This window comes from Micromonospora sp. NPDC001898 (assembly GCF_042891255.1).
GTDB lineage: Bacteria > Actinomycetota > Actinomycetes > Mycobacteriales > Micromonosporaceae > Micromonospora.
Genome location: NZ_JBIATC010000031.1, coordinates 1 through 21949, shown reverse-complemented (window position 1 = coordinate 21949; position 21949 = coordinate 1). Strand labels below are relative to the sequence as shown.

Annotated in this window: 18 protein-coding genes; 10 read left to right on the top strand and 8 right to left on the bottom strand. The window is 73.0% G+C overall.

Annotation, left to right across the window (positions count from 1 at the left end; all coding sequences use genetic code 11):
- Positions 1-15 precede the first annotated feature (15 nt).
- The gene (locus ACFYZF_RS29390) at positions 16-1005 is read right to left on the bottom strand and encodes an N-acetylglucosamine kinase (RefSeq protein WP_387026236.1); all 990 of its coding nucleotides are present in this window, start codon (positions 1003-1005) and stop codon (positions 16-18) included.
- Between the two features lie 199 nt (positions 1006-1204).
- Here ACFYZF_RS29390 and ACFYZF_RS29385 point away from each other — a divergent pair, with 199 nt between their 5' ends.
- The 6 genes from ACFYZF_RS29385 (at position 1205) to ACFYZF_RS29360 (ending at position 8020) form a co-directional block, all read left to right on the top strand.
- Positions 1205-2161, top strand: a complete 957-nt coding sequence (locus tag ACFYZF_RS29385; protein ID WP_387026234.1) for a MurR/RpiR family transcriptional regulator — start codon at positions 1205-1207, stop codon at positions 2159-2161.
- On the top strand, positions 2158-2907 hold the full coding sequence (locus ACFYZF_RS29380; RefSeq protein WP_387026232.1) for an SIS domain-containing protein: 750 nt from the start codon (positions 2158-2160) through the stop codon (positions 2905-2907). The genes ACFYZF_RS29385 and ACFYZF_RS29380 overlap by 4 nt, the downstream gene beginning before the upstream one ends.
- A 26-nt stretch (positions 2908-2933) precedes the next feature.
- Complete coding sequence (gene ngcE / locus ACFYZF_RS29375) at positions 2934-4373, top strand: N-acetylglucosamine/diacetylchitobiose ABC transporter substrate-binding protein (RefSeq protein WP_387026230.1); 1440 nt, start codon at positions 2934-2936, stop codon at positions 4371-4373.
- A 13-nt stretch (positions 4374-4386) separates the two neighbouring features.
- The gene (locus tag ACFYZF_RS29370) at positions 4387-5295 is read left to right on the top strand and encodes a carbohydrate ABC transporter permease (RefSeq protein WP_387026228.1); all 909 of its coding nucleotides are present in this window, start codon (positions 4387-4389) and stop codon (positions 5293-5295) included.
- A 1-nt stretch (position 5296) separates the two neighbouring features.
- Positions 5297-6214: a carbohydrate ABC transporter permease gene (locus ACFYZF_RS29365; protein ID WP_387026226.1), complete on the top strand. Its 918-nt coding sequence runs from the start codon at positions 5297-5299 to the stop codon at positions 6212-6214.
- Between the two features lie 99 nt (positions 6215-6313).
- The gene (locus ACFYZF_RS29360) at positions 6314-8020 is read left to right on the top strand and encodes a bifunctional 3'-5' exonuclease/DNA polymerase (protein WP_387026224.1); all 1707 of its coding nucleotides are present in this window, start codon (positions 6314-6316) and stop codon (positions 8018-8020) included.
- Between the two features lie 61 nt (positions 8021-8081).
- Here ACFYZF_RS29360 and ACFYZF_RS29355 read toward each other — a convergent pair whose 3' ends face one another.
- On the bottom strand, positions 8082-8702 hold the full coding sequence (locus ACFYZF_RS29355; protein WP_387026222.1) for a TetR/AcrR family transcriptional regulator: 621 nt from the start codon (positions 8700-8702) through the stop codon (positions 8082-8084).
- 92 nt (positions 8703-8794) lie between these two features.
- Between ACFYZF_RS29355 and ACFYZF_RS29350 the strand changes: the two genes are divergently transcribed.
- From ACFYZF_RS29350 to ACFYZF_RS29340, 3 genes are all read left to right on the top strand, one after another.
- Positions 8795-9805: a hypothetical protein gene (locus ACFYZF_RS29350; protein ID WP_387026220.1), complete on the top strand. Its 1011-nt coding sequence runs from the start codon at positions 8795-8797 to the stop codon at positions 9803-9805.
- A 91-nt stretch (positions 9806-9896) separates the two neighbouring features.
- Positions 9897-10490, top strand: coding sequence for an NTP transferase domain-containing protein (locus ACFYZF_RS29345; protein ID WP_350887511.1), 594 nt, complete (start codon positions 9897-9899; stop codon positions 10488-10490).
- A gap of 74 nt (positions 10491-10564) precedes the next feature.
- Positions 10565-11593 (top strand): phosphotransferase, encoded by a 1029-nt coding sequence (locus ACFYZF_RS29340; protein WP_387026218.1) that lies wholly within the window; start codon positions 10565-10567, stop codon positions 11591-11593.
- 52 nt (positions 11594-11645) lie between these two features.
- Here the strand turns inward: ACFYZF_RS29340 and ACFYZF_RS29335 are convergent, their stop codons facing one another.
- The 3 genes from ACFYZF_RS29335 to ACFYZF_RS29325 form a co-directional block, all read right to left on the bottom strand.
- A complete protein-coding gene (locus ACFYZF_RS29335) occupies positions 11646-13055 on the bottom strand; it encodes a GH1 family beta-glucosidase (RefSeq protein ID WP_387026217.1) in 1410 nt (469 codons plus the stop codon).
- Positions 13052-15289, bottom strand: coding sequence for an alpha-xylosidase (gene yicI, locus ACFYZF_RS29330; RefSeq protein ID WP_387026215.1), 2238 nt, complete (start codon positions 15287-15289; stop codon positions 13052-13054). The genes ACFYZF_RS29335 and yicI overlap by 4 nt, the downstream gene beginning before the upstream one ends.
- Before the next feature lie 209 nt (positions 15290-15498).
- Positions 15499-16707: an erythromycin esterase family protein gene (locus tag ACFYZF_RS29325; RefSeq protein ID WP_387026213.1), complete on the bottom strand. Its 1209-nt coding sequence runs from the start codon at positions 16705-16707 to the stop codon at positions 15499-15501.
- Positions 16708-17015: 308 nt separating this feature from the next.
- Between ACFYZF_RS29325 and ACFYZF_RS29320 the strand changes: the two genes are divergently transcribed.
- Positions 17016-18275 (top strand): glycosyltransferase, encoded by a 1260-nt coding sequence (locus ACFYZF_RS29320; protein WP_387026211.1) that lies wholly within the window; start codon positions 17016-17018, stop codon positions 18273-18275.
- Positions 18276-18398: 123 nt separating this feature from the next.
- Here the strand turns inward: ACFYZF_RS29320 and ACFYZF_RS29315 are convergent, their stop codons facing one another.
- From ACFYZF_RS29315 to ACFYZF_RS29305, 3 genes are all read right to left on the bottom strand, one after another.
- A complete protein-coding gene (locus ACFYZF_RS29315) occupies positions 18399-19208 on the bottom strand; it encodes a metal-dependent hydrolase (protein ID WP_387026209.1) in 810 nt (269 codons plus the stop codon).
- Between the two features lie 131 nt (positions 19209-19339).
- Positions 19340-20995 carry a serine/threonine-protein kinase gene (locus tag ACFYZF_RS29310; protein ID WP_387026207.1) on the bottom strand — a complete coding sequence of 552 codons (1656 nt, stop codon included), beginning with the start codon at positions 20993-20995 and terminating at the stop codon, positions 19340-19342.
- An 81-nt stretch (positions 20996-21076) separates the two neighbouring features.
- Positions 21077-21949: glycosyltransferase family 4 protein (locus ACFYZF_RS29305; protein ID WP_387026205.1), on the bottom strand; the 873-nt coding region annotated here is incomplete at its 5' end.

Here is a 21949-nt window from a genome sequence, read left to right as displayed (position 1 = left end):
GGGGCGACCTGGCCGTCAGACCGGCGTCGGTACCAGCAGCGGGTGCAGGGCTGCCGGGTCGGTGACCTCGGGCAGGTCCCGGGCGGCGAGCCAGGCCGCCGCCGCGGCCCCGTCGCCGGCGGTGCGCAGCGGCGCGTCCGGCCATCGCCGGCCCAGCTCCGCCCGGAGCGCCACAGCCAGCGGGGTGTCGCCGGTGAGCAGGCCGCCGCCGAGGACCACCGGGTCGACAGCGCCGGGCGGACGGATCCGCCCGGCGCTTTCCACCAGTTGCCCGGCGGCCTCGTCGAGCAGCCCGGTGGCGACCGGGTCGCCCGCGAGGGCGGCGGCCACCACCAGCGGCGCGAGCCGGGCCAGCTCCACCGGCGGCCGGCGGGTGACGGCCTGGACCACCGCGTCCACGGTGTCCCGGGGACGGGCGGCCACCCGGTCGGAGCCGACCAGTTCGGTGAGCACCTGGGCGGCCAGCGGCCCCGCCGTCCGGCCCCGGTCCAGCTCGGCCAGGAGCCGGCGGACCGCCTCGCGGCCCAGCCAGAAGCCCGAGCCCGCGTCGCCGAGCAGCCAGCCGTGCCCGTCGGCCACGCGATCCAGCCGCAGGTCGCTGACCTGTGCGGCGATCGCGCCGGTGCCGGCGATGAGCACCGTGCCGTCCGGGCTGGCGGTGCCCGAGGCGTACGCCACCAGAGCGTCGCCGTGCACCGTGCAGGGGCAGCGCAGCCCGGCGTCCCGCCAGGCCCGGTCGAAGGCGGCCTTCCCGGCCGGGTCGGCGAGCAGCCGGCCGGCGCCGGCCAGCCCGATGGTGCCGGCCCGGACCCGGGACGGGTCCGTTCCCGACAGCGCCCCGCGCAGGGCGGTCAGCACCTCCCCGGCGGCCTGCTCGGCGCCGTGGCTGGTCGGGTTGCCCCCGCCACCCCGCCCGGCGCCGAGGCGTTCCCCGGCCAGGGTGAGGGCGACCGCCCGGGTGGAGGTACCCCCGACGTCGAGACCGACCACGACAGTGTCGGACATCGTTCGGGCCTCCCCGGGACTACGTTGCGGGCGGGTTCATGTTGGCCGGGCCCGGCTGCCGGAGGCAAGCCCTCGGGCTCGGTCGGCGGCTGTGGTTCAGGTAACGGTTTGAAAACTTCGCCCACAGGCTTGACACCGAGGGGTCTTTAGTAAGAAATTTTACCACTAACAGTTAAGACTCTTTCCCGAAAGGCGTCGCATGGTGGATCACGAGTTGGAGACCCCCGAGGGGGCCGCCGTGGTCGACGCCGACACGGCCGACCGGCGGGGCACGCTCCCCACCGACGGAGTGCTTGCCCGGGTCCGGGCCGGCGCGGGCGAGTTGACCGGCGCCCTGCGCCGGGTCGCTGAGCACGTGCTCAGCGACCCGGAGTCCGCGGCCCGCGCGACCATCGTCGAGCTGGCCGAGCGCAGCGGCACCTCCCCGGCCACCATCACCCGGTTCTGCCGGGCGATGGGCTTCGACGGGTACGCGGACCTGCGGCTCGGCATCGCCGCCGAGACCGGCCGGGCCCGTTCCGCCGGCTGGACCGTCGACATCGGCCGGGAGATCCAGCCCGGCGACCCCCTGGCCCGGGTACTCGGCCAGATCATGGCGGCCGACACCCGGGCCATGCACGACACCGCGACGCTGCTCGACCTGACCGAGGTCGAGCGGGCGGCGGTGGCCATCGCCGGCGCCAACCGGGTCAACATCTTCGGCGCCTCCGGCAGCGCCCTGGTCGGCGCGGAGATGCAGTTCAGCCTGCACCGCATCGGGGTGGCCGCCTGGGCCTGGAGCGACGTGCACGAGGGGCTGGCCAGCGCCGCACTGCTGGGCCCCGGCGACGTGGCACTGGGCATCTCGCACACCGGGCAGACCCGGGAGACCATCGAGATGCTCGCCGAGGCGGACAGCCGGGGCACGACCACCGTCGCCCTCACCGGCTTTCCCCGCTCGCCGCTGGCCGAGCTGGCGGACATCGTGCTGCTCACCGCCAGCCAGGCCACCACCTTCCGGCCGGACGCGCTGTCCGCCCGGCACCCGCAGCTCGTCGTGCTCGACCTGCTCTACATCGCGGTGGCGCAGCGCACCCACGCCCGCGCCCACGCGGCCTTCCGGCGCACCGCCCAGGCCGTCGACGGGCACAAGGCCGCGAAGGGGGCAGCCGCATGATCAGCGCGCAGGGGTACGCTGAGGCCGTCCGCCCCGTCCTCGACCGGCTCGTCGACTCGCAGGCCGAGGCTGTTGGCCGGGCCGCCGACCTGATCGCCGCCAGCCTGCGCGCCGGCGGGGTGCTCCAGGCGTTCGGCGCCGGCCACTCCGAGGCGTTCGCCGCCGAGCTGGTGGCCCGGGCCGGCGGGCTGGTCCCGACCAACCGGATAACCCTGCACGACCTGGTGCTGCATGGCGACGTACCCCGCGACGTGCTCGCCGATCCGAAGCTGGAACGCGACCCGGCCGTCGCCCACCCGCTCTACGCCCTGGCCGCCCCGCGCCCGCGGGACGTCTTCGTGGTCGCGTCCCAGTCCGGCATCAACGGCTCGGTTGTCGAGCTGGCGACGCTGGTCAGGGGCAACGGCCATCCGCTGATCGCGGTCACCTCCGTCGAGCACACCGCGCGGGTCGCCCCTCGGCACCCGTCGGGGCACCGGCTCGCCGACCTCGCCGACGTCGTGCTGGACAACGGCGCGCCGTACGGCGACGCACTGCTGCCGCTCGAGGGCGGCGGCGCGGTCTGTGCGGTCTCCTCGGTCACCGCCGCGCTGCTGGCGCAGCTGCTGACCGCCGAGGTCGTACGACGGTTCCACCAGGCCGGAGAGGTACCCCCTGTCTACCTCTCCGCCAACGTCCCCGGTGGGGACGAGCACAACCTCGCCCTTGAGTCGCGGTACGCCGGGCGTCTCCGGCGGACCGCCTGATTCGACACCACCAAGGAGAGACAACGATGTCGGTTATCCCCGAGCACCCGCTCGACCTGAACCGCCGGACCCTGCTGCGCCGCGCCGGCGCCGCCGGCCTGCTCGCCATCCCGGCCGCCGGCCTGCTCAGCGCCTGCGCGACCAGCAGCTCCGACAAGGAGAGCGACACCAAGGCCGAGACCGGCACCAAGAGCGCCACCAACCCGCTCGGTGTCAAGGACGACGCCCCGCTAGAGGTGATCATCTTCAACGGCGGTTACGGCGAGAAGTACGCCACCGACGTGCACGAGCCGCTCTACAAGAAGGCGTTCCCCAAGGCGGAGGTCAAGCACCAGGCGACCCAGGCGGTTTCCACGGTGCTCCAGCCCCGGTTCGCCTCCGGCAACCCGCCGGAGTTCGTCAACAACTCGGGCGAGAAGCTGATGGACTTCGGCGCCCTGGTCGCCGACGGGCAGCTTCAGGACCTCACCGAGCTGTGGGACGCCCCGTCGGTCGACGACCCGAGCAAGAAGGTCCGCGACACCGTGGTCCCCGGCACCGTCGACGTCGGCTCGTTCAACGGCAAGCCGTACGTGCTCTACTACGTCTCCACCGTCTTCGGCATCTGGTACTCCGGCAAGCTGTTCAAGGACAACGGCTGGGCGCCCGCGAAGGACTGGAGCGAGTTCACCGCCCTGCTCGACAAGATCAAGGCCAAGGGCATCACCCCCTATGGCTACGCCGGCGCGAACGCCGCGTACTACCAGTGGAACGTGATCCTCACCCAGGCCGCGAAGATCGGCGGCGCGGACGTGCTGAAGAACATCGACAACCTGGAGGACGGCGCCTGGCAGCAGGACGCCGTCAAGCAGGCGGCCACGGCGTGGGCCGAGATCGGTGCCAAGTACGTGGACAAGAGCTTCGAAGGGCTCAAGCACACCGACGTCCAGCTCCGGCAGAACCAGTACAAGTTGGGCTTCTACCCCAGCGGCGACTGGCTAGAGGGCGAGCAGAAGAAGGACACCCCGGCCGGCTTCGAGTACCAGCTCATGCCGGTGCCGAGTCTGTCGGCGTCCGACAAGCTGCCGGCCACCGCCCTGCGGGCCACCGCCGGTGAGGGCTACTTCGTCTCGGCCAAGAGCAAGAACCCGCGCGGCGGCCTGGAGTACATGCGCCAGATGCTGTCCACGGCCGGCGCGAAGGGCTTCACCGAGGTGGTCAAGGCCCCGACGGTCGTCACCGCCGGCTCCGAGGGATACGCCTTCCCGCCCGGCGTGGCCAGCTCCCAGGCCGCGCTCAAGGCAGCCGGCCAGGACGTGTTCAACATCTACTTCGACGGTTGGTACAAGGAGCTGGACACCGAGGTCCGCACCGCCACCAACGAGTTGATGTTCGGCCGTATCAAGGCCGACGCCTTCGTCGAGCGGGTGCAGAAGCGCGCCGACGCCATCAAGAAGGACAGCTCCATCACCAAGTTCAAGCGCTGATCGGAGCGGGGTCATGCGGCACGGCAAGTATCCATTCGTGATCGGATTCCTCTTCGCCCCGGTCACGCTGTACGTGGTCTTCGTCATCGCACCGTACGCCCAGGCGTTCCAGATTTCGATGACCAACTGGCGGGGCCTGTCCGCCCCCCAGTGGGTGGGCTTCGACAACTACCGCAGGCTGCTGGACGACGGCAACTTCTGGAAGGCGGTCCAGCACCACGGCGTACTGCTGCTTGCCCTGCCGCTGATCACGATCGCCATCGCGCTGTTCTTCTCCTTCCAGCTCAACGTGGGCGGCCGGAGCGTCGGCGGTCAGCGTCAGGGGGTCTGGGGGGCGAGGTTCTACCGGGTGGTGTTCTTCTTCCCCCAGGTCCTGGCCGTGGCGATCATCGCGGTGCTGTTCCAGATGGTCTACCGGCCCAACGAGTCCGGCCTGATCAACGGCGTGCTGATGGAGTTCGGTTTCGACCCGGTGCTGTTCCTGGTCAAGCCGAACCTGGCGCTCTGGTCGATCATCGCGGTGCTGGTCTGGCAGGCCGTCGGCTTCTACGTGGTGCTCTTCTCGGCCGGGATGGCCTCCATCCCGGGCGAGATCTACGAGGCCGCCGAGATGGACGGGGCGACCCGGGTCACCCTCTTCTTCCGGGTCACCCTGCCGCTGCTCTGGGACACCCTCCAGGTTGCCTGGGTCTACCTCGGCATCGCCGCGTTCGACGCGTTCGCCATCGTCGCGGTGCTCTCGGTGGACAGCGGGGGCCCCGACGGGGCGACCACGGTGCTGGCGAACGAGATCTACCGCAACGCGTTCGTCTACTCGAAATACGGTTACGCCTCGGCGATGGGCGTGGCGCTGTTCTTCCTCACCCTCACATTCGCGGCGCTGACGCTGCGGCTGACCAAGCGGGAAAGCGTGGAGTACTGACATGAAGACCACGTTGCCGTCGGCGCCGGCGGCGCTGCCACCCCGTACCGGGAAGTCCACCACCGGGTCCGACCCGAAGAGCCGCCGCTCGGAGGTGCGACTGCTCGCCGGCCTCGGTCACGTCGCGCTCGCAGTCTGGGCGGTGATCGTCATCGTGCCGATCCTGTGGACGTTCCTCGCGGCGTTCAAGAACACCAGCGAGATCTTCAGCAGCCCCTGGACCCTGCCGGCCGAGCTGCGCTGGGAGAACTTCGGCCGGGCGTGGACCAAGGCGCGCGTCGGCCGGTACTTCGTCAACAGCGTCATCGTGGTCGGGTGCAGCACCTTCGCCACCATGCTGCTCGGCTCGATGGCCGCGTACGTGCTGGCTCGCTACAAGTTCTGGGGCAACCGGGCGGTGTACTACCTGTTCGTCTCGGGGCTGGCGTTCCCGGTCTTCCTGGCCCTGGTGCCGCTGTTCTTCGTGGTGAAGAACCTGGGCCTGCTGGACACCCACACCGGCGTGATCCTGGTCTACACCGCGTACTCGCTGCCGTTCACCGTTTTCTTCCTCGCGGCGTTCTTCCGGACGCTGCCGAACTCGGTGGCCGAGGCCGGGATGATCGACGGCTGCTCGCACACCCGGCTCTTCTTCCAGGTGATGGTGCCGATGGCCAAGCCGGGCCTGATCAGCGTCGCGATCTTCAACATCATCGGCCAGTGGGCGCAGTACCAGTTGCCGCTGGTGCTGCTGTCCAACGCCAAGGACAAGTGGGTGCTCACCCAGGGCATCGCGGACATTTCCGTCAATGCGGGGTACGAGGCCGACTGGTCCGGCCTCTTCGCCGCCCTCACCATCGCCATCCTGCCGATGATCATCGTGTACGCCGTGTTCCAGCGGCAGATCCAGTCCGGTCTGACCTCCGGCGCGGTGAAGTAGCCCCACCCGCGTCCCGTCGGGCGCGCGTACTACGGGAGTGACCAACCCCTCCAGGGGTTGGTCACTCCCGTGCGTCGTGCCCGTGCCCGGCGTGAGGGAGTGTCACACGGGCGAGGCAGAATCACGTCCGTGCTGGTGGCGGTGGTGTCGGACGACCGGGGCGGGGGAGTGCTGCAACCCCTCGACCCCGCCGGCCGCCCCACGGCCCCGGCCGAGCCGGTGGCCGACCTCGCCGCCGCCGTGGCCGCCCGGGAGGCCGCAGAGCGTCCGCGCTGGGTCTGGGCCTGCGGCGCGGCCGTCTACCCGGCGCTGCTGCGCGCCGGGGTCCGGCTCGACCGCTGCCACGACGTCGAGCTGACCGAGTCGCTGCTGCTCGGGCACGCCGGCCGCTGGGGCGAGCCCCGTTCGTTCGCCGCCGCCTGGGCCCGGCTGACCGGTGCGCCGGTGCCGCCGGACCCGCCGCCCCGCGCGGCCGAACCGCCGGGCCACGGGCAGGGCGCGCTCTTCGATGCGCTGCCCGGCCCGCCGGGCCCGGGCATCGAGGCCCTGACCCGGGTGTACGCCGACCAGCTCGCCCGGACCGCGGCCACCGGGCACCCCGGTCGGTTCCGCCTGCTGGTGGCCGCCGAGTCGGCCGGCGCCCTGATCGCGGGCGAGATGGGCGCGACCGGGCTGCCCTGGCGCGCCGAGGTGCACGACGCGCTTCTCACCGAGCTGCTCGGCGAGCCGTCCCCGGTCGGCGGCCCGCCCCGTCGGCTGGCCGAGCTGGCCGCCGGGATCGCTGCGGCGTTCGGGCTGCGCCAGGTGCACGCCGACTCCCCGGCCGAGCTGCTCAAGGCGTTCGCCCGGGCCGGGGTGGAGCTGCCCAACACCCGGGCCTGGGTGCTGCGCGGGGTCGACCACCCCGCGGTGCCGCTGGTGCTGGAGCACAAGGAGCTCTACCGGATCTGGACGGCGCACGGCTGGGCCTGGCGGGACGCCTGGGTGCGCGGCGGCCGGTTCCACCCGGAGTACGTCCCCGGCGGGGTGGTCTCCGGCCGCTGGGCCACCCGGGGTGGCGGCGCGTTGCAGATTCCGAAGGTGATCCGGCGGGCGGTGGCGGCCGACCCGGGCTGGCGGCTCGTCGTCGCCGACGCCGGTCAGCTCGAACCGAGGGTGCTCGCGGCGGTCTCCGGCGATGCCCGGCTCGCCGCCGCAGGCGGGGCCGGCGACCTCTATGCCGCCCTCGCCCGGGACTCCTTCGGCGGCGACCGCGCCCGGGCCAAGGTGGCCCTGCTCGGTGCGATGTACGGGCAGACCGGCGGGATGGCCGTCCCCGCCCTCGCGGTGCTGCGGCGCAACTACCCGACCGCCTTCGCGTACGTCGAGGCGGCGGCCCGCACCGGCGAGGCGGGCGGGCTGGTCCGGTCCTGGCTGGGCCGGACGTGTCCGCCCGGCACGGCCGGCTTCGCCGACGGCGACGACGCCGGGATCGACCCGGACGCGGCGGCCGACCCGCAGGGCCCCCGGGCCCGGGCGGCCCGCTCCCGGGGCCGGTTCACCCGCAACTTCGTCATCCAGGCCACCGCCGCCGAGTGGGCCTCCACCCTGCTGGCCACCCTGCGGACGGCGCTCGCCGGCACCGACGCCGAGCTGGTCTTCTTCCAGCACGACGAGGTGATCGTGCACTGCCCGGCGGCGCAGGCCGACGCCGTGGCCGAGGCGGTGCGCGCCAGCGGCGAGCGGGCGGCTGCGCTGCTGTTCGGCGACACCCCGGTCCGCTTCCCGCTCGACCTGTCCGTCGTCGACTGCTACGCCGACGCCTGAGACGCCACCGCCCCGGGGCCCGGCGCTGGTCGGGTCCGCGCGCCGGTCAACCGACGCCCGGTCAGCCGACGCCCGGGCGGGCGCGCCCGCGCAGCAGCGGCAGGTACACCTCGTCGACGATCTCGACGAGCACGTCGTCCGGCGCGCTGGCGACGCCGCGCGTGATGATCTCGTTGCGCAGCAGCGCGAGGGCCACCGTGGCCACCCGGGGGTGCCGGGCCTCGGGTGACGCCTGCCCCCGGGCGACGGCGCGGTCGAGGACCGTCAGCCAGCCGGCCGTCCCGGCGGCGCCGGCCTGCTCCTGCAACTGGGCCAGCAGCTCCGGCTCCTCGCCGACGCCGGACAGCAGGCCGCGCAGCACCTCGCCCAGCGGGGACGTCCAGTGGCAGTTGGCCCGGCGCAGCAGCTCCAGCGCGTCGCCGCGCAGCTCGCCGGTGTCCGGCGGGTCCAGGTTGGCCACGGCGAGCTGCCGGTACGCGGCGACGCCGAGCGCGGCCCGGTTCGGCCAGCGCCGGTAGATCGCGTTCTTGTTGGTGCCGGCCCGCCGGGCGACCCGGTCCATGGTGAGGCCGGCGTAGCCGGACTCCAGCAGCTCGTCGGCGGCGGCGCGCAGGATCGCCTGTTCCAGGGCCGCCCCGCGCCGCCGCGTCGCCCCGGTCCGTTCCGCCCCGTCGCCTGCCATGACGGGTACGGATCGTACCCCAGCCCCCGTCTTGCGCCGCGTCCCGCCACCGCTTTAAGGTACCCTGCGTACCCTAACGAAGGTGGGCAACTGTGCGCGGCAAGGGAATCACGTACGACACCGGCTTCGTCGACGCCGGCGAGAGCACCCGTGAGCCGTTCGACCCGGAGGTCGTGCGGCGCGAGATGCGGGTCATCCGGGAGGACCTGCACTGCACGGCGGTCCGGGTCACCGGCGGCATCCCCGAGCGGCTGGAGATCGCCGCCCGGCACGCCGCCGACGTCGGGCTGGAGGTGTGGTTCTCCCCGTTCACCTGCGACCTGACCACCGACGAGCTGCTCGACGTCCTGGCCGACTGCGCCGAGCGTGCCGAGGGGCTGCGCCGGCGTGGCGCGGAGGTCGTCCTCGTCGCCGGGGCCGAGCTGACGCTGTTCACGAAGGGGTTCCTGCCCGGCGACACGCTCGCCGAGCGGCTGGACGCGCTGACCCGGCCGGACCTCCTCCGCGAGGTGCTGCCCGAGGTGCCCGCCCGGCTGAACGCCTTCCTCGGCGAGGCCGTCCGGGTCGTCCGCGCGCGGTTCGGCGGGAAGGTCACCTACGCCTCGCTGCCGAGCGAGCGCGTCGACTGGACGCCCTTCGACTACGTCTCGTCCGACGCCTACCACTCGGCCGAGGTCGCCGACGCGTACGTCGACGGCATCCGGACCCTCGTCGCCCAGGGCAAGCCGGTGGCGATCACCGAGTTCGGGTGCACGACCCACCGTGGGGCCGCCGACCTCGGGGCGCGCGGCATGTTCATCGTCGAGTGGGACGGCGCCAACGGCGTCCGGCTGACCGGCGACTACGCCCGCGACGAGGACGAGCAGGCCGGGTACCTGCGGAAGCTGCTCGACATCTTCGCCGCCGAGGGGGTGGACACGGCGTTCTGGTGCACCTTCGCGGCGTACAACCTGCCGCACCGCGAGGACCCGGTGCGCGACGTGGACCGGGCCTCGTACGGCCTGGTGAAGGTGTTCGAGGACCGGCTCGGCGACACGTACCCCGACCTGCCGTGGGAGCCCAAGGCGGCCTTCACCGCGCTGGCCGACGCGTACCGCCGCTGAGCCGACGTCGGGGCGATGCGTGGCAAATACCCGTTTCGCCCCGACACTGATCTGTCGGGCGCTCGTTGCACCCGATGTGCGAATCGCAGGAATGATCATCGCGGCGGGCGGGGGACGCCGCCTCGGCGGCCCGGAGGCATTGCTCCACCAGGGCGGGCAACCCCTGGTGGACCGGATGATCGAAACGATGACCGAGGCGGGCTGCGAGCAGCTCGTGGTGGTGCTGGGCGCGGCGGCCGACCAGGTCCGGCAGACCGCCGACCTGGCCCGGGCCACGGTGGTGGTCAACCGCGCGTGGGGGACCGGGGTCGGCTCGTCGATCCGGGCGGGCCTGGCCGCGCTGACCGACGAGACGGTCGAGGCGGTGGTGGTGGTGCCCGTCGACATGCCAGGGCTCACCCCGGCGGCGGTGCGGCGGGTGGCCGCGCTGCCGTACCCCGACGTGCTGGCCTGCGCCACCTACAGCGGGCTGCGCGGGTACCCGATGCTCTTCGGCCGCCGGCACTGGGCCGGCATCGCCACCCTGGCCAGCGCCGACGTCGGCGCCCGGCCCTACCTGCTGGCGCACAAGGACCAGATCGTGGACATCGCCTGCGACTCGGTGGCCGACGGCAGCCGCGTCGACACCCCCGAACTGATGGCCCTGTACGGCCTCACCGTCCCGCCCCAACGCGTCGGCGCCTGACGATAGGCGTCATTGCCGGGGTGACTCGAACGTGCGTGCGGCGGCCGGCTCGGTGAGAACGTAGGGTCGAACGGGTGTCGCGTCCCCCCATCGACCTGGTGCCCCCCGACGAGCCGGCCGAGGAACTGACCCACAACCCGCTCAACGCGGTGACCGGCGGTATCTGGCGGACCCGCCGCCGCGGCCGCCCGGCCGTGCTGAAGCTGATCACCCCGCCTGGCCGTGAGGGTCCGGCGCACTGGGCCGGCAGCGTCGACCCCGGGCACTGGAACTACTGGCGGCGCGAGGTCGAGGCGTACCGCGAGGGCCTGGCCGCCCGGGCGTACGCCGACGCCGGGCTGGCCGCGCCCGAGACGCTGGGGGTCGACGAGCGCCCGGACGGCGGCGTGGCGCTCTGGCTGGCCGACGTCGCGGGGCGGCCCGGCACCGCCGGCACGGTCGCCGACCTCGGCGACGTCGCGGCCCGGCTCGGCGCCGGGCACGCCGCCTGGCTCGGCCGGTCGCCCGGTCACGACTGGCTGGCCCGGGACTGGCTGCGCGACTACACCCTGACCCGGCCGGTCGTCGAGCCGGTGCCGTGGGACCACCCGGTCGCGGTGGCCGCGTGGCCCGCGCCGCTGCGCGCCGCCCTGCGCGGGCTCTGGGAACGCCGGCACGCGCTGCTGGCCGCCGCCGACGGGCTGCCGCGTACCCTGTGCCACCACGACTGCTGGCCGATGAACCTGGTGTTCGGCACCGCCGGCCCGGTGCTGCTGGACTGGTCGTTCGTCGGTCCGGGACCGGTCGGCGAGGACGCCGCCAACCTGGTGCTGGACACCTTCCTCGACGGGCTGGTCGACGTCGCCCTGCTCGACGAGGTGGCGACCACGGTCGTCGACCGGTACGCCGACGGCCTGCGCGGCGCCCTCGACCGGACCGAGGTCGCCCGCGCGGTACGGCTCACCGGGGCGGCGAAGTACTTCTGGCTGGCCCCGCTGATGCTCGGCCGGGCCGGCGGCGGCACCGCACAGACCTACGACCTGCGCGGCGAGGCCGAGATGTTCGCCGGCCGCCGCCCGGTGCTGGAGCTGCTGGCCCGCTGGGCGGACGAGCAGCTCCGCTGAGCGCGCCTCCCTCCCTCGGAGGGGAGCAGGCCGCCCAGGCGAGCGGGGCCGGTCAGGAGCCGGCCGGCGGCTCCAGCCGACCCGTGGCGACCAGACCCCGGTACCAGTGCGCGCTGTCCTTCCAGGTCCGGGCCTGGGTGTCGTAGTCGACCCGGATGATGCCGAACCGCCGGTCGTAGCCGTACGACCACTCGAAGTTGTCCAGCAGCGACCACGCGAAGTAGCCGCGGACATCCGCGCCCGCGTCCATCGCCGCCCCGACCGCGTCGACGTGCCGGTACAGGTAGTCGACCCGCCGGTCGTCGTGCACCCGGCCGTCGGGGGAGACCACGTCGTCGAACGCGGCGCCGTTTTCGGTGATCATCAACGGCTGGCCCGGGTGCTCCCGGGACAGCCGCAGCAGCAGCTCGGTCATCCCGCTCGGGTCGATGTTCCAGCCCATCGCGGTGTACGGCCCGGGCTGGGGCAGGAAGTCGACGTTCGCGGCGCCGACCCACGGGGTGTGTGCCGAGCTGCCGTGCCCGTCGGCGGCGGAACGGGCCGAGGTGCCGTCCCACGCCCGGACCAGGGTGGTCGAGTAGTAGTTCACCCCGAGCACGTCCAGCGGCACCCCCGCCGCCCGTTCGTCGCCGTCGCGTACGAACGACCAGTCGGTGACCTTCACGGTGTCGGCGATCAGGTCGGCCGGGTACGCCCCGCCGAGCATCGGTCCGAGGAACGACCGGTTGGCCAGCGCGTCGATGCGGCGCACCGCGTCGGCGTCGGCGGCCGAGTCCGACGCCGGGCGGATCACGTGCAGGTTCAGCGTCACCGACAGCTCCGCCGCCGGGGCCAGCTCCCGCACCGCCCGCCCGGCCAGCCCGTGCGCCAGGTTCAGGTGGTGCACGGCGGCCAGCGCCCCGGCCGGCTCGGTGCGTCCCGGCGCGTGCACCCCGGAGCCGTAGCCGAGGTACGCCGAGCACCACGGCTCGTTGAACGTGGTCCAGGTGTGCACCCGGTCGCCGAGCGCGCCGACGATGCCGGCCGCGTAGTCCCGGAAGCGCAGCGCGGTGTCCCGCTCCGGCCAGCCGCCCGCGTCCTCCAACTCCTGCGGCAGGTCCCAGTGGTACAGGGTGGCCACCGGGCGGATGCCCCGTTCCAGCAGGCCGTCGACGAGGCGGGAGTAGAAGTCCACCCCGGCCCGGTTGAACGCCCCGGAGCCGCCGGGCTGCACCCGGGGCCAGGAGATCGAGAACCGGTACGCCCCGAGTCCCAGCTCCGACAGGTGGCCGAGGTCGTCGACCCACCGGTGGTAGTGGTCGGCGGCCACGTCGCCGGTGTCCCCGTTCAGGGTGCGGCCGGGAGTGTGGCTGTAGGTGTCCCAGATGGACGGACCCCGGCCGTCCTCGGTGGCCGCGCCCTCGACCTGGTACGCCGCTGTGGCGGCCCCCCACAGGAACCCCTCGGGAAAACTTCTCGTCACCGGTTCGCCTCCGCTCCCACGACCACCACGGCATACCCCGACGATTCTCCGCCCACCAGTTCGGCGGTGGCCGCCCCGTCGGCGTACCGGATCTCGAACTCCGCCCCGGGCCCGCCGCCGGGCGAGGGCACCCGCACCCGGGTCCGCTGCCCCTCGACGGGCGCGTACAGCCGCAGCTCGACGCCGTCGGCCCACGCGTAGTCCGGCCGGTCGTGGGTGGACCCGACGGCGAGCACCGCGCCGGGCCGGGCCAGCACCGGCAGGCTGTCGAAGCCGTGCCTCTGGTCCACCCAGGCCGGTCCGGTGAGCTGCTCGCCGGTGACCACGTGGGTCCAGGTGCCGGCCGGCACCCAGAACGTCACCCGGCCGTCGGCGCTCAGCACGGGCGCCACCAGCAGGTCGGGGCCGAGCATGTACTGCCGGTCCAGGTACGCCGCGGCCGGGTCGTCCGGGAACTCCACCACCATCGGCCGCATCACCGGCACGCCGTCGCGGTGCGCCTCCTCGGCCGCCGCCGCGAGGTACGGCATCAGGCGCAGCTTGAGCCGGGTGAAGTGGCGCAGCACCTCGACGGCCTCGTCGTCGAACGCCCACGGCACCCGGTACGAGCCGGAGCCGTGCAGCCGGGAGTGGGAGGAGAGCAGCCCGAACGCGATCCACCGCTTGAACACCGCCGGATCGGGGGTGCCCTCGAAGCCGCCGATGTCGTGGCTCCAGTAGCCGAACCCGGACGCGGACAGCGACAGCCCGCCCCGCAGCGACTCGGCCATCGCCGCGAACGTCGATTCGCAGTCGCCGCCCCAGTGCACCGGGAACTGCTGGCCGCCGGCCGTGGCCGACCGGGCGAACACCACCGCCTCGCCGGTCCCGCGTTCGGCCTCCAGCAGCTCGAAGACCGCCCGGTTGTAGAGGTGGGCGTAGTAGTTGTGCATCCGCTGCGGGTCCGACCCGTCGTGCCAGACCACGTCGGTGGGGATGCGCTCGCCGAAGTCGGTCTTGAAGCAGTCCACGCCCATGTCGAGCAGCGCCCTGAGCTTGCCGGAGAACCAGGCCACGGCGTCCGGGTTGGTGAAGTCGACCAGCGCCATGCCGGCCTGCCACCTGTCCCACTGCCACACCGAGCCATCGGGGTTGCGGACCAGGTACCCGGCCTGCCGGCCCTCCTCGAACAGGTAGGAGCGCTGGGCGATGTACGGGTTGATCCAGACGCACACCTTCAGGCCCCGCTCGTGCAGCCGGCGCAGCATGCCCTCCGGGTCGGGGAAGGTCGCCGGGTCCCAGACGAAGTCGACCCAGTGGAACTGCCGCATCCAGAAGCAGTCGAAGTGGAACACCGACAGCGGCAGGTCCCGCTCGGCCATCCCGTCGATGAACTCGGTGACGGTCTTCTCGTCGTACGAGGTGGTGAACGACGTCGACAGCCACAGCCCGTACGACCAGGCCGGGACGCGGGCGGGCCGGCCGGTCAGCGCGGTGTAACGGCGCAGGACGTCCTTCGGGGTGGGCCCGTCGATCAGGTAGTAGGTCAGCGACTGTCCCTCGACGCTGAACTGGGTCTGCGAGACGACCTCGGAGCCGATCTCGAACGACACGTGCTCGGGGTGGTCGACGAAGACCCCGTACCCGGCGCTGCTGAGGTAGAACGGCACGTTCTTGTACGCCTGTTCGCTGGCGGTGCCGCCGTCGGCGTTCCAGATGTCGACGGTCTGTCCGTTCTTGACGAACGGGCCGAAGCGCTCGCCGAGGCCGTACACCGTCTCGCCGACGCCCAGCGCCAGCCGCTCGTGGACGTACGTGCGGCCCTCGTCGTCGGTGGCGATGCCGACGCTGCGCTCGGTGGACGAGGTGACTAGGCGGTCGCCGCGCAGGAAGTCGACTCGCCACCGGTCGACGAGCGTGACCCGGGTGGTCAGCTCGCCGGTGGTCAGGGACGCGCTGTCTCCGGTGACCTCCACGGTGACCGGGTGGTCGTCGCCGGCCGACAGCGCGAAGCGGGGCTGCTTCGGCAGCCCGCCGCGGTGGTGGCCGACGGTCACCCCGACGACGCCGGGGGCGGGGGAGAAGAACCGGACGGTGACGACCGGCCGGTTGAGGGTGTCGCCCCGCCCGGTGATCCGGCCGGTCGGCGCGAAGACGGTGAAGCCCCGTTCGTCCGGCTCGACCGACTCGACCGTGCCGGGGCGCAGCACGCTGACTCCCGGCCGCAGTAACCAGTACCCGTCGGTGAACTTCACTTTTCGGCTCCTACCGTGATGCCGCGGCAAGTCGACCCGCGTCGAAACCCTGCGTCGCACCACTCGCGTGAAACGCCCTGTCGAACCACCGCGTCGAAAACGCTACGTCGAAACGCTTCGACAAGACGTTTCGGCAGACCGTAGGACACGTGTCACGAGGGCGTCAATAGTCGACGACGCCAGCCGCTGGACCCACGCGACGCCGGGCGCTACCCCTGGCTCCGCCGGACGTCCCTGACGAACACGATCCCGTCCGTGCTGGCCAGGTGGGCCGGATCAAGCGGGAAGTAACCGAACCAGGGGGACACCCGGGGAACGGGCGTCACCGTGGCGAGGGCGGTGACCAGCCGGCGGGTGTCGACGACGTATCGCTCCTGCGGGAGCGCGTACAGCAGCCCCTCGACGGTGTTCGGAGGCGGGGCGTCCACTCCCTGGTGGGGGATCGTGCCGAGGGCTGTGGCGAGGAAGGCGTATCCCTCGCCCAGGTGGGCGCTGACGATCGCGCCGGCGCTCCACCACTCCACCGGCAGGCCGCCCATCCGCATCGTGCTCTTGTTCCGCTGGAGGTGGCCGTTGTGCGCGTTCACCAGCGTCGGCCCGCGTTCGGCGAGGGCGAGCAGGTTGGCGGCCATCATCGAGTCCCGCACGCCGAGCAGCCACGCCATGCGACTCGGTGACGTGTCGGCCATCCAGAAGTGGTAGCGCAGCAGCCCGGTGGCGGTACGCCCGTACAGGCGTGCCCGGTGCCAGTCCTCCTCCGGGGAGGCCGCGATCAGGTGGGGTTGCTGCGCGTCGAGCAGGGCCACCAGGTCGTCGGCGAGCAGCCGCAGCTGCCTGGCCTCGGGCGTCCGTCCCACGGACCGGGACGGGTCCATCATTGCGGCGGGGTTCGGCCAGCGGTCGTCGGCCCCGAGCAGGCGGTCGAGCGTTTCGGCGGGGCAGGGGAGCAGGTCGGCGCCCACCCAGGCGGTGAGGTAGGCGTGCAGTGCGGTGAGGGCCTGCCGGGGGCTCGCGGCGCCGGTGATCTCCAGCGGGCCGTCGAAACCGGCGAAGCGCAGCTGCTCCGACGCGGGCCGGCCGTCGTTGTACGCGCGCATCCAGCGCACCAGCTCGCGGTTGCCCGCGAAGGCGCCCCACCCGTGGCTGAAGCCGCGCGCCATGACCTCGTCGAGGATGCCGGTGCCCGAGGTGACGTAGTCGTCCACGACCAGGCCCGTCAGGCAATCGCTCTCGATCGCGATCGTCCGGTAACCCTCCTGCTCGACGAGCTGCCGGAAGAGATCGTTTCGCAGGTCGAGCAGAACGTCCTCGCCGTGGGTGGGCTCGCCCAGGGCGAGTAGCCGTGGCCTGGTCGGGAGCAACCCCATGACGGCGGCAGGGGCGAAGACTTGGGCGGCGTCGGCGAAACCAGTGGTCATGCCATGAACGGTATCGTTGAACCAACGGTGAAGACTTTTCGTCGAGATCAGCAGTGCAGCGAAGCAGAACCCTCAAAGCAGTGGACAGTGCAGCCCGGTTCACCCGGCGCGAGCGCACGCTCTGTCCACATGAGCGGATCGCGCCCGCCGGCGCGTGGCTGCCCACTCGGCGGGATGCTCTCGGATCGAATCGTGAGTAGTAGATGAAAGACCCTCACGGATGATGGACCTCGGCGCTCGGCGGCGGCTACGTTGTTACGCCCCGACCACCCGGAGTCGCCACAATGTCCTCTGGCGCCGCAACGCCAATGCTCTCCGTCATCATTCCCACCTACAACCGCTCCCGCCTGTTGCACGGCACGCTGACGGCCCTGGCTGACCAGCGGATATCGTCGGACGCCTTCGAGGTCATCGTCGCCGACGACGGGTCGACCGACGGCACCCGCCAGACGGTGGAGGCCTTCACCGACCGGCTCCGCCTGCGTTACCACTTCCAGGAGGACCTGGGCTTCCGGGCCGCCGCCGCCCGCAACGCCGGCGCCCGCCTCGCCCGGGGCGAGATCCTGGCCTTCGTGGACAGCGGCATCCTGCCCGGCCCCGACTTCGTCGCCGGGCACCTGGCCGCGCACCGGGAGCCCGGCCCGGCGCGGGCGGTGATCGGCTACACCTACGGCTTCCGTCCCGACTACCCGACCCCCGGCCTGGAGGGGATCCTCCAGACACACACCCCCGAGGAGGTCGTGCGCGACCACGGCAGCGACCCGGAATTCCAGGACTCCCGGCACTCCCTCTTCGCGACCGCCCGCTTCTACCTCGCCCGCACGGCGCTGCCCTGGCAACTGTTCTGGACGTGCAACTGTTCCGTCCCGGCCAAGGAGTTCTGGGCCGTGGGCGGCTTCGACGAGATCTTCCAATCCTGGGGCGCCGAGGACACCGAGCTGGGCTTCCGCCTGTACCGGCACGGCCTGTCGTTCGAGGTAAGCCGCGAGGGCTGGGCGGTGGACGCGCCGCACCCGCGCCGGTCGGACCCGGACCTCAGCGACAACCGCAGCAACATGCTCACGTTCCTGCACAAGCACCCCGAGCCATTGATAGAACTGCTGTGGGCCTGGTACTCCAAGCACCTGCCCCAGCTTGAGGACACCCGCGACTGGCACGTCAGGCTGGAACTGCCCGCCGTCCGCCGGGGGACCAACCGGGTCCGCGGCCTGGACGTGACGGCGGAACTGGCCCACCTGCGCGACACCCTGCCGCCGGGCACCCGGATCGCCGTGTTCGGCTGCGGCGACACCCTGCCGGCCGGGTTCCCGGCCGCCGAGCTGTTCGACTACGACGAGACGCTGCTCGAACGGCTGCCCGCCGACCCGGCGCACCCGACCCACCACGCCATCGGCATCCGCACCGTCCTGCCCGACGACGCCGTCGACGTCGTCCTGGTCACCTCCCGGCTCACCCCGCTGTGGCGACGCTGGCGCACCCACATCCTGGCCGAGGCCCACCGCATCGGCCGATCCGTGCGGGGGCCGCTGCTGGAGGCCGTCGAGCCCGAGTTGGGCGTCGGAGGCTGACGCCCATCGGTCGAGGACGGCGCCGCCGGGAACCGGCCCGGCGGCGCCGTCCTCGACCGGACCCGCCGGCCAGGTGGGACGGTCGGTCCGTCGGCGCGGCCCGGGCGGCTGACCGGGGCGCGGTCAGATCTCGATGTTGAACTTCCGCAGCACCGAGGGGGCGACCAGGCCCACGGCGGCCAGCACGGTGATTGCGGTCAGCACGCCGCGCAGCACGATGACCTCGGCCTTGCTGCCGGTGCGCAGGGCGATGCTGTTCGGCAGGCCGACCATCGTCCACATCCGGCGCTTGATCGGGATCGGCCAGAGGATCGGCACCCCGGCACGGGTGATCATGTCGCCGAGGATGTGCACGAAGCAGCCCACCCCGACGGCCAGCCCGATCAGCGGGTACCCCCGGTCGCCGGGCAGGTTGACGAAGGTGAACCAGGCGGCGGCGGCCGAGGACAGGGTCACGATCACCCAGCCCGCGCGCTCCGCCCACCGGTCGAACAGCCCGCGCAGGGCCAGCCCGAACATGAAGAACAGGATGCCGACCACGGCCCACTTGCCGTAGGCGGCACACAGCGCGGTGGTGCCCCAGCCGACCAGCACGGTGAAAGGGATGGTGTGGGTCAGCGTGCGGTGGCCGTTGTTGCGGCGCGGGTCCTTGCTCAGTTTGGTGGCGTAGTAGACGCCGAGCGAGATCTTCTCCATTACCTCGGCGACGAAGAGGCTGACCACCCCGAAGGTGCGGGCCACCGTGGCGCCGCCCTGGTTGCGGGTCACCTTGCCGGACAGGTCGAGGTCGGGGAAGAGCGCCCCGCCGGCGCAGACCGCGGTGCCGACCGCCAGCGCCAGCGGCGACTGGTGGTAGTCGGCGAACTGGTCGAGCGCCCAGGAGCCGGTCAACCACACCGCCGCGCCCGACAGCGCGTGGGACGGTCCCATCATGACGCCTCGCCCTCCCCAGGGTTCTTGATCCACAAACTATGCCACTCTGGCAGAGCCGCCGCCCGGGGGCAACAACCCGAACGGTCCACAGGAGACGGTGTCGGCGCGCCGTGTCGTTTCGGCACCGCGTCTCAGCCCGGGGTGCCGGGCCGGAAGCTGACCCGCACCGTGTTCCGCTCGGTCGCGCCGGTCAGCCAGTCCGCGTCGGGGGCGCTCCAGGACAGCGACCACGCCCGGGCGTCGCGCGGGATCAGCTGCACCGCGTGCAGCCGGGCCCCGTACGGGGCGTCCCAGGCGGACTCCCACTCCGACCCCCGGCCGGCCACCGTCTCCAGCCGGATCCTCGCGTACCCGCGCAGGGCGCCCGCGTCCAGCGCGCGCCGCTCGTTCACCCGTAGCTGGGCCAGTGGGGCGGAGTCGGGATCGCTGGCCGGAGCGACGGTCAGCACCCGCCGGGCCGTCGGATCCTGGAAGCAGACCGCGTCCCCCACCTGGTAGTGCCGCCAGCCCGGCGGCACGGCGAGCCGGAACCCGGCCAGGTCGGCGTACCAGCGCCAACCGGCCGGCAGCCGGAGCCGCTCGCCCCGGGTGGGGGAGACGGTGGGAACGGGTTCGCCGGCGGGGTAGGGCCGCAGACAGGGGAAGGGCGGAGGCGGTACGGGCCCGCCGGGCGGCCCCGCTCCGGGCTCGGCTCCCGTCCCGCCCGGTACGGCTCCCGTCCGCCCGGCCTCGGTCCCCGGCGGCGTGCCCCGGTCGTGCTCGCGCTGGCCGATCGCGAGCGCGGTGGAGATCGCGGCGAGCACGGCGAACGCCCCGGCCGCCACTGCCAACGGCCAGCGCCGGCCGCTCGGGCCGGATCCGGCGGGGCGGCCGTGGTCGGCCGGGGTGGACGGCCACGGGGCGGCACCCGGGCCGAGGACGTTCGGCGGCGGCACCGTGGCCGGTGCGGCGAGGGCCAGGGGGCACGGTTCCCCGCCCCCGGTGGCCGAGGCCAACCGCCGCCGCGTCTCGTCGTGGTCGGTGCGGTCGCGCGGGTCGCGGCGCAGCAGGCCGGCCAGGACCGGGCCCAGCGGGCCGGCGTGCGGCGCCGGGTCGGGTGGCCGGGTGGCCAGGGCGCTCAGCGTCGCCATCGCGGTGCTGCGGGCGTACGGGGACCGGCCCTCGACGGACGCGTGCAGGGTCGCCCCGAGCGACCACAGGTCCGCCTCCACGCTGGAGCACCCCTCGGCGGCCCGCTCCGGGGCGACGAACTGCGGCGAGCCGAGCACCAGCCCCGGCCGGGTCATCGCCGGGTCACCGTCGTCGAAAACGGCCAGCCCGAAGTCGGTGAGCATCACCCGCCCGTCGTGGGCGATCAGCACGTTGGCCGGCTTCACGTCGCGGTGCAGCACCCCGGCGTGGTGCGCGGCGCGCAGCGCGGCCAGCAGCGCCAGCCCGATCGACGCGGCCCGCCGGGGCGACACCGGCCCGGACGTGTCCAGCACGTTCTGCAACGACCGGGACGGGACGTACTCCATGATCAACCATGGGTCGTCGCCCACCGTCACCACGTCGTACACCCGGACCACGTTGGGGTGGTTGAGCCGGGCCGCCGTCCGGCCCTCCCGCAGGGTGCGCAGGCGCAGCTCGTCGCGCTCCTCGTCGGACAACCAGGCCGGCGGGACGACCTGCTTGACCGCGACGTCGCGGTGCAACACGTCGTCCCTCGCCCGCCACACCCGGCCCATCCCGCCGCGACCCACGAGGTCGAGCAGGCGGTACCGGCCGGCGATCACTACCTGCTGCACCGTTCTCCTCACCGCTGGTCGACGTACACCATAGCCAGCGGATCGGTGTGCACCTATCGGACGACAGGCCGGGGAAAGCTGTCAGCAGGCCGTATGTCCAGCCGTCAGCAGGTTCCCCTCCGGAATGGCGATCCGGGTGCGCCCAATGGCCAGCCGGCTCGCCGCCCGCCGGGCCTGGAACGTGCCGTGCTCGCGGCGGGCCGCGGCGTAGCTGCTCGCGGTGTGCGCGGCGATGGTCGTCCAGCCGTACCGCTCGCTGACCATGGTGCGGGCCCGGCGGGCCACCCGGCGGGCGAAGACCTCGTCGCCGAGGAGCCGGTCGACCGCGCGGGCGAGCGCGTCCGGGTCGCTGTGCGGGAAGGTCACCCCGGTGACGCCGGGCTCGACGATCTCGGCGAGGCCGCCGGTCGCGGAGACCGCCAGCGGCGCGCCGGCCGCCGCGGCCTCCAGGGCGACCATGCCGAACGGCTCGTAGAGGCTCGGCACCACGGTGGCGTCGGTGGCGGCCAGCATGGCCGGGAGTTGGGTGGAGTTCATGAAGCCGGCGAAGCGCACCGTGTCGCCGAGGCGCAGCCGGTGCGCCTGGTCCACCAGTTCCTCCTTGTACGGGCCGTCGCCGGCGATCACCACCCGCAGCCCGGGGTGCCGCTCGCGCAGGTACGGCACCGCCTGCATCAGGTGTTGCACGCCCTTCTCGTAGACCAACCGGCCCGCGTACCCGACCAGGGGGCCGCTCCCGGCGAACCGGGCCCGGGCCCGGACCACCGCCCGGGGGCGGGCGTGCCAGGCCCGATCGTCCACCCCGTTGGGCACCACGTCGACCCGGCCCGCCGGTACGTCGAACAGCCGGGTCACCTGCTCGCGCATGTATCCGGAGCAGGCGATCACCCGGTTGGATTCGCCGCTGATCCAGTGTTCGACGCTGTGGATGGTGCGGTTCATCTCTTCGGGGAG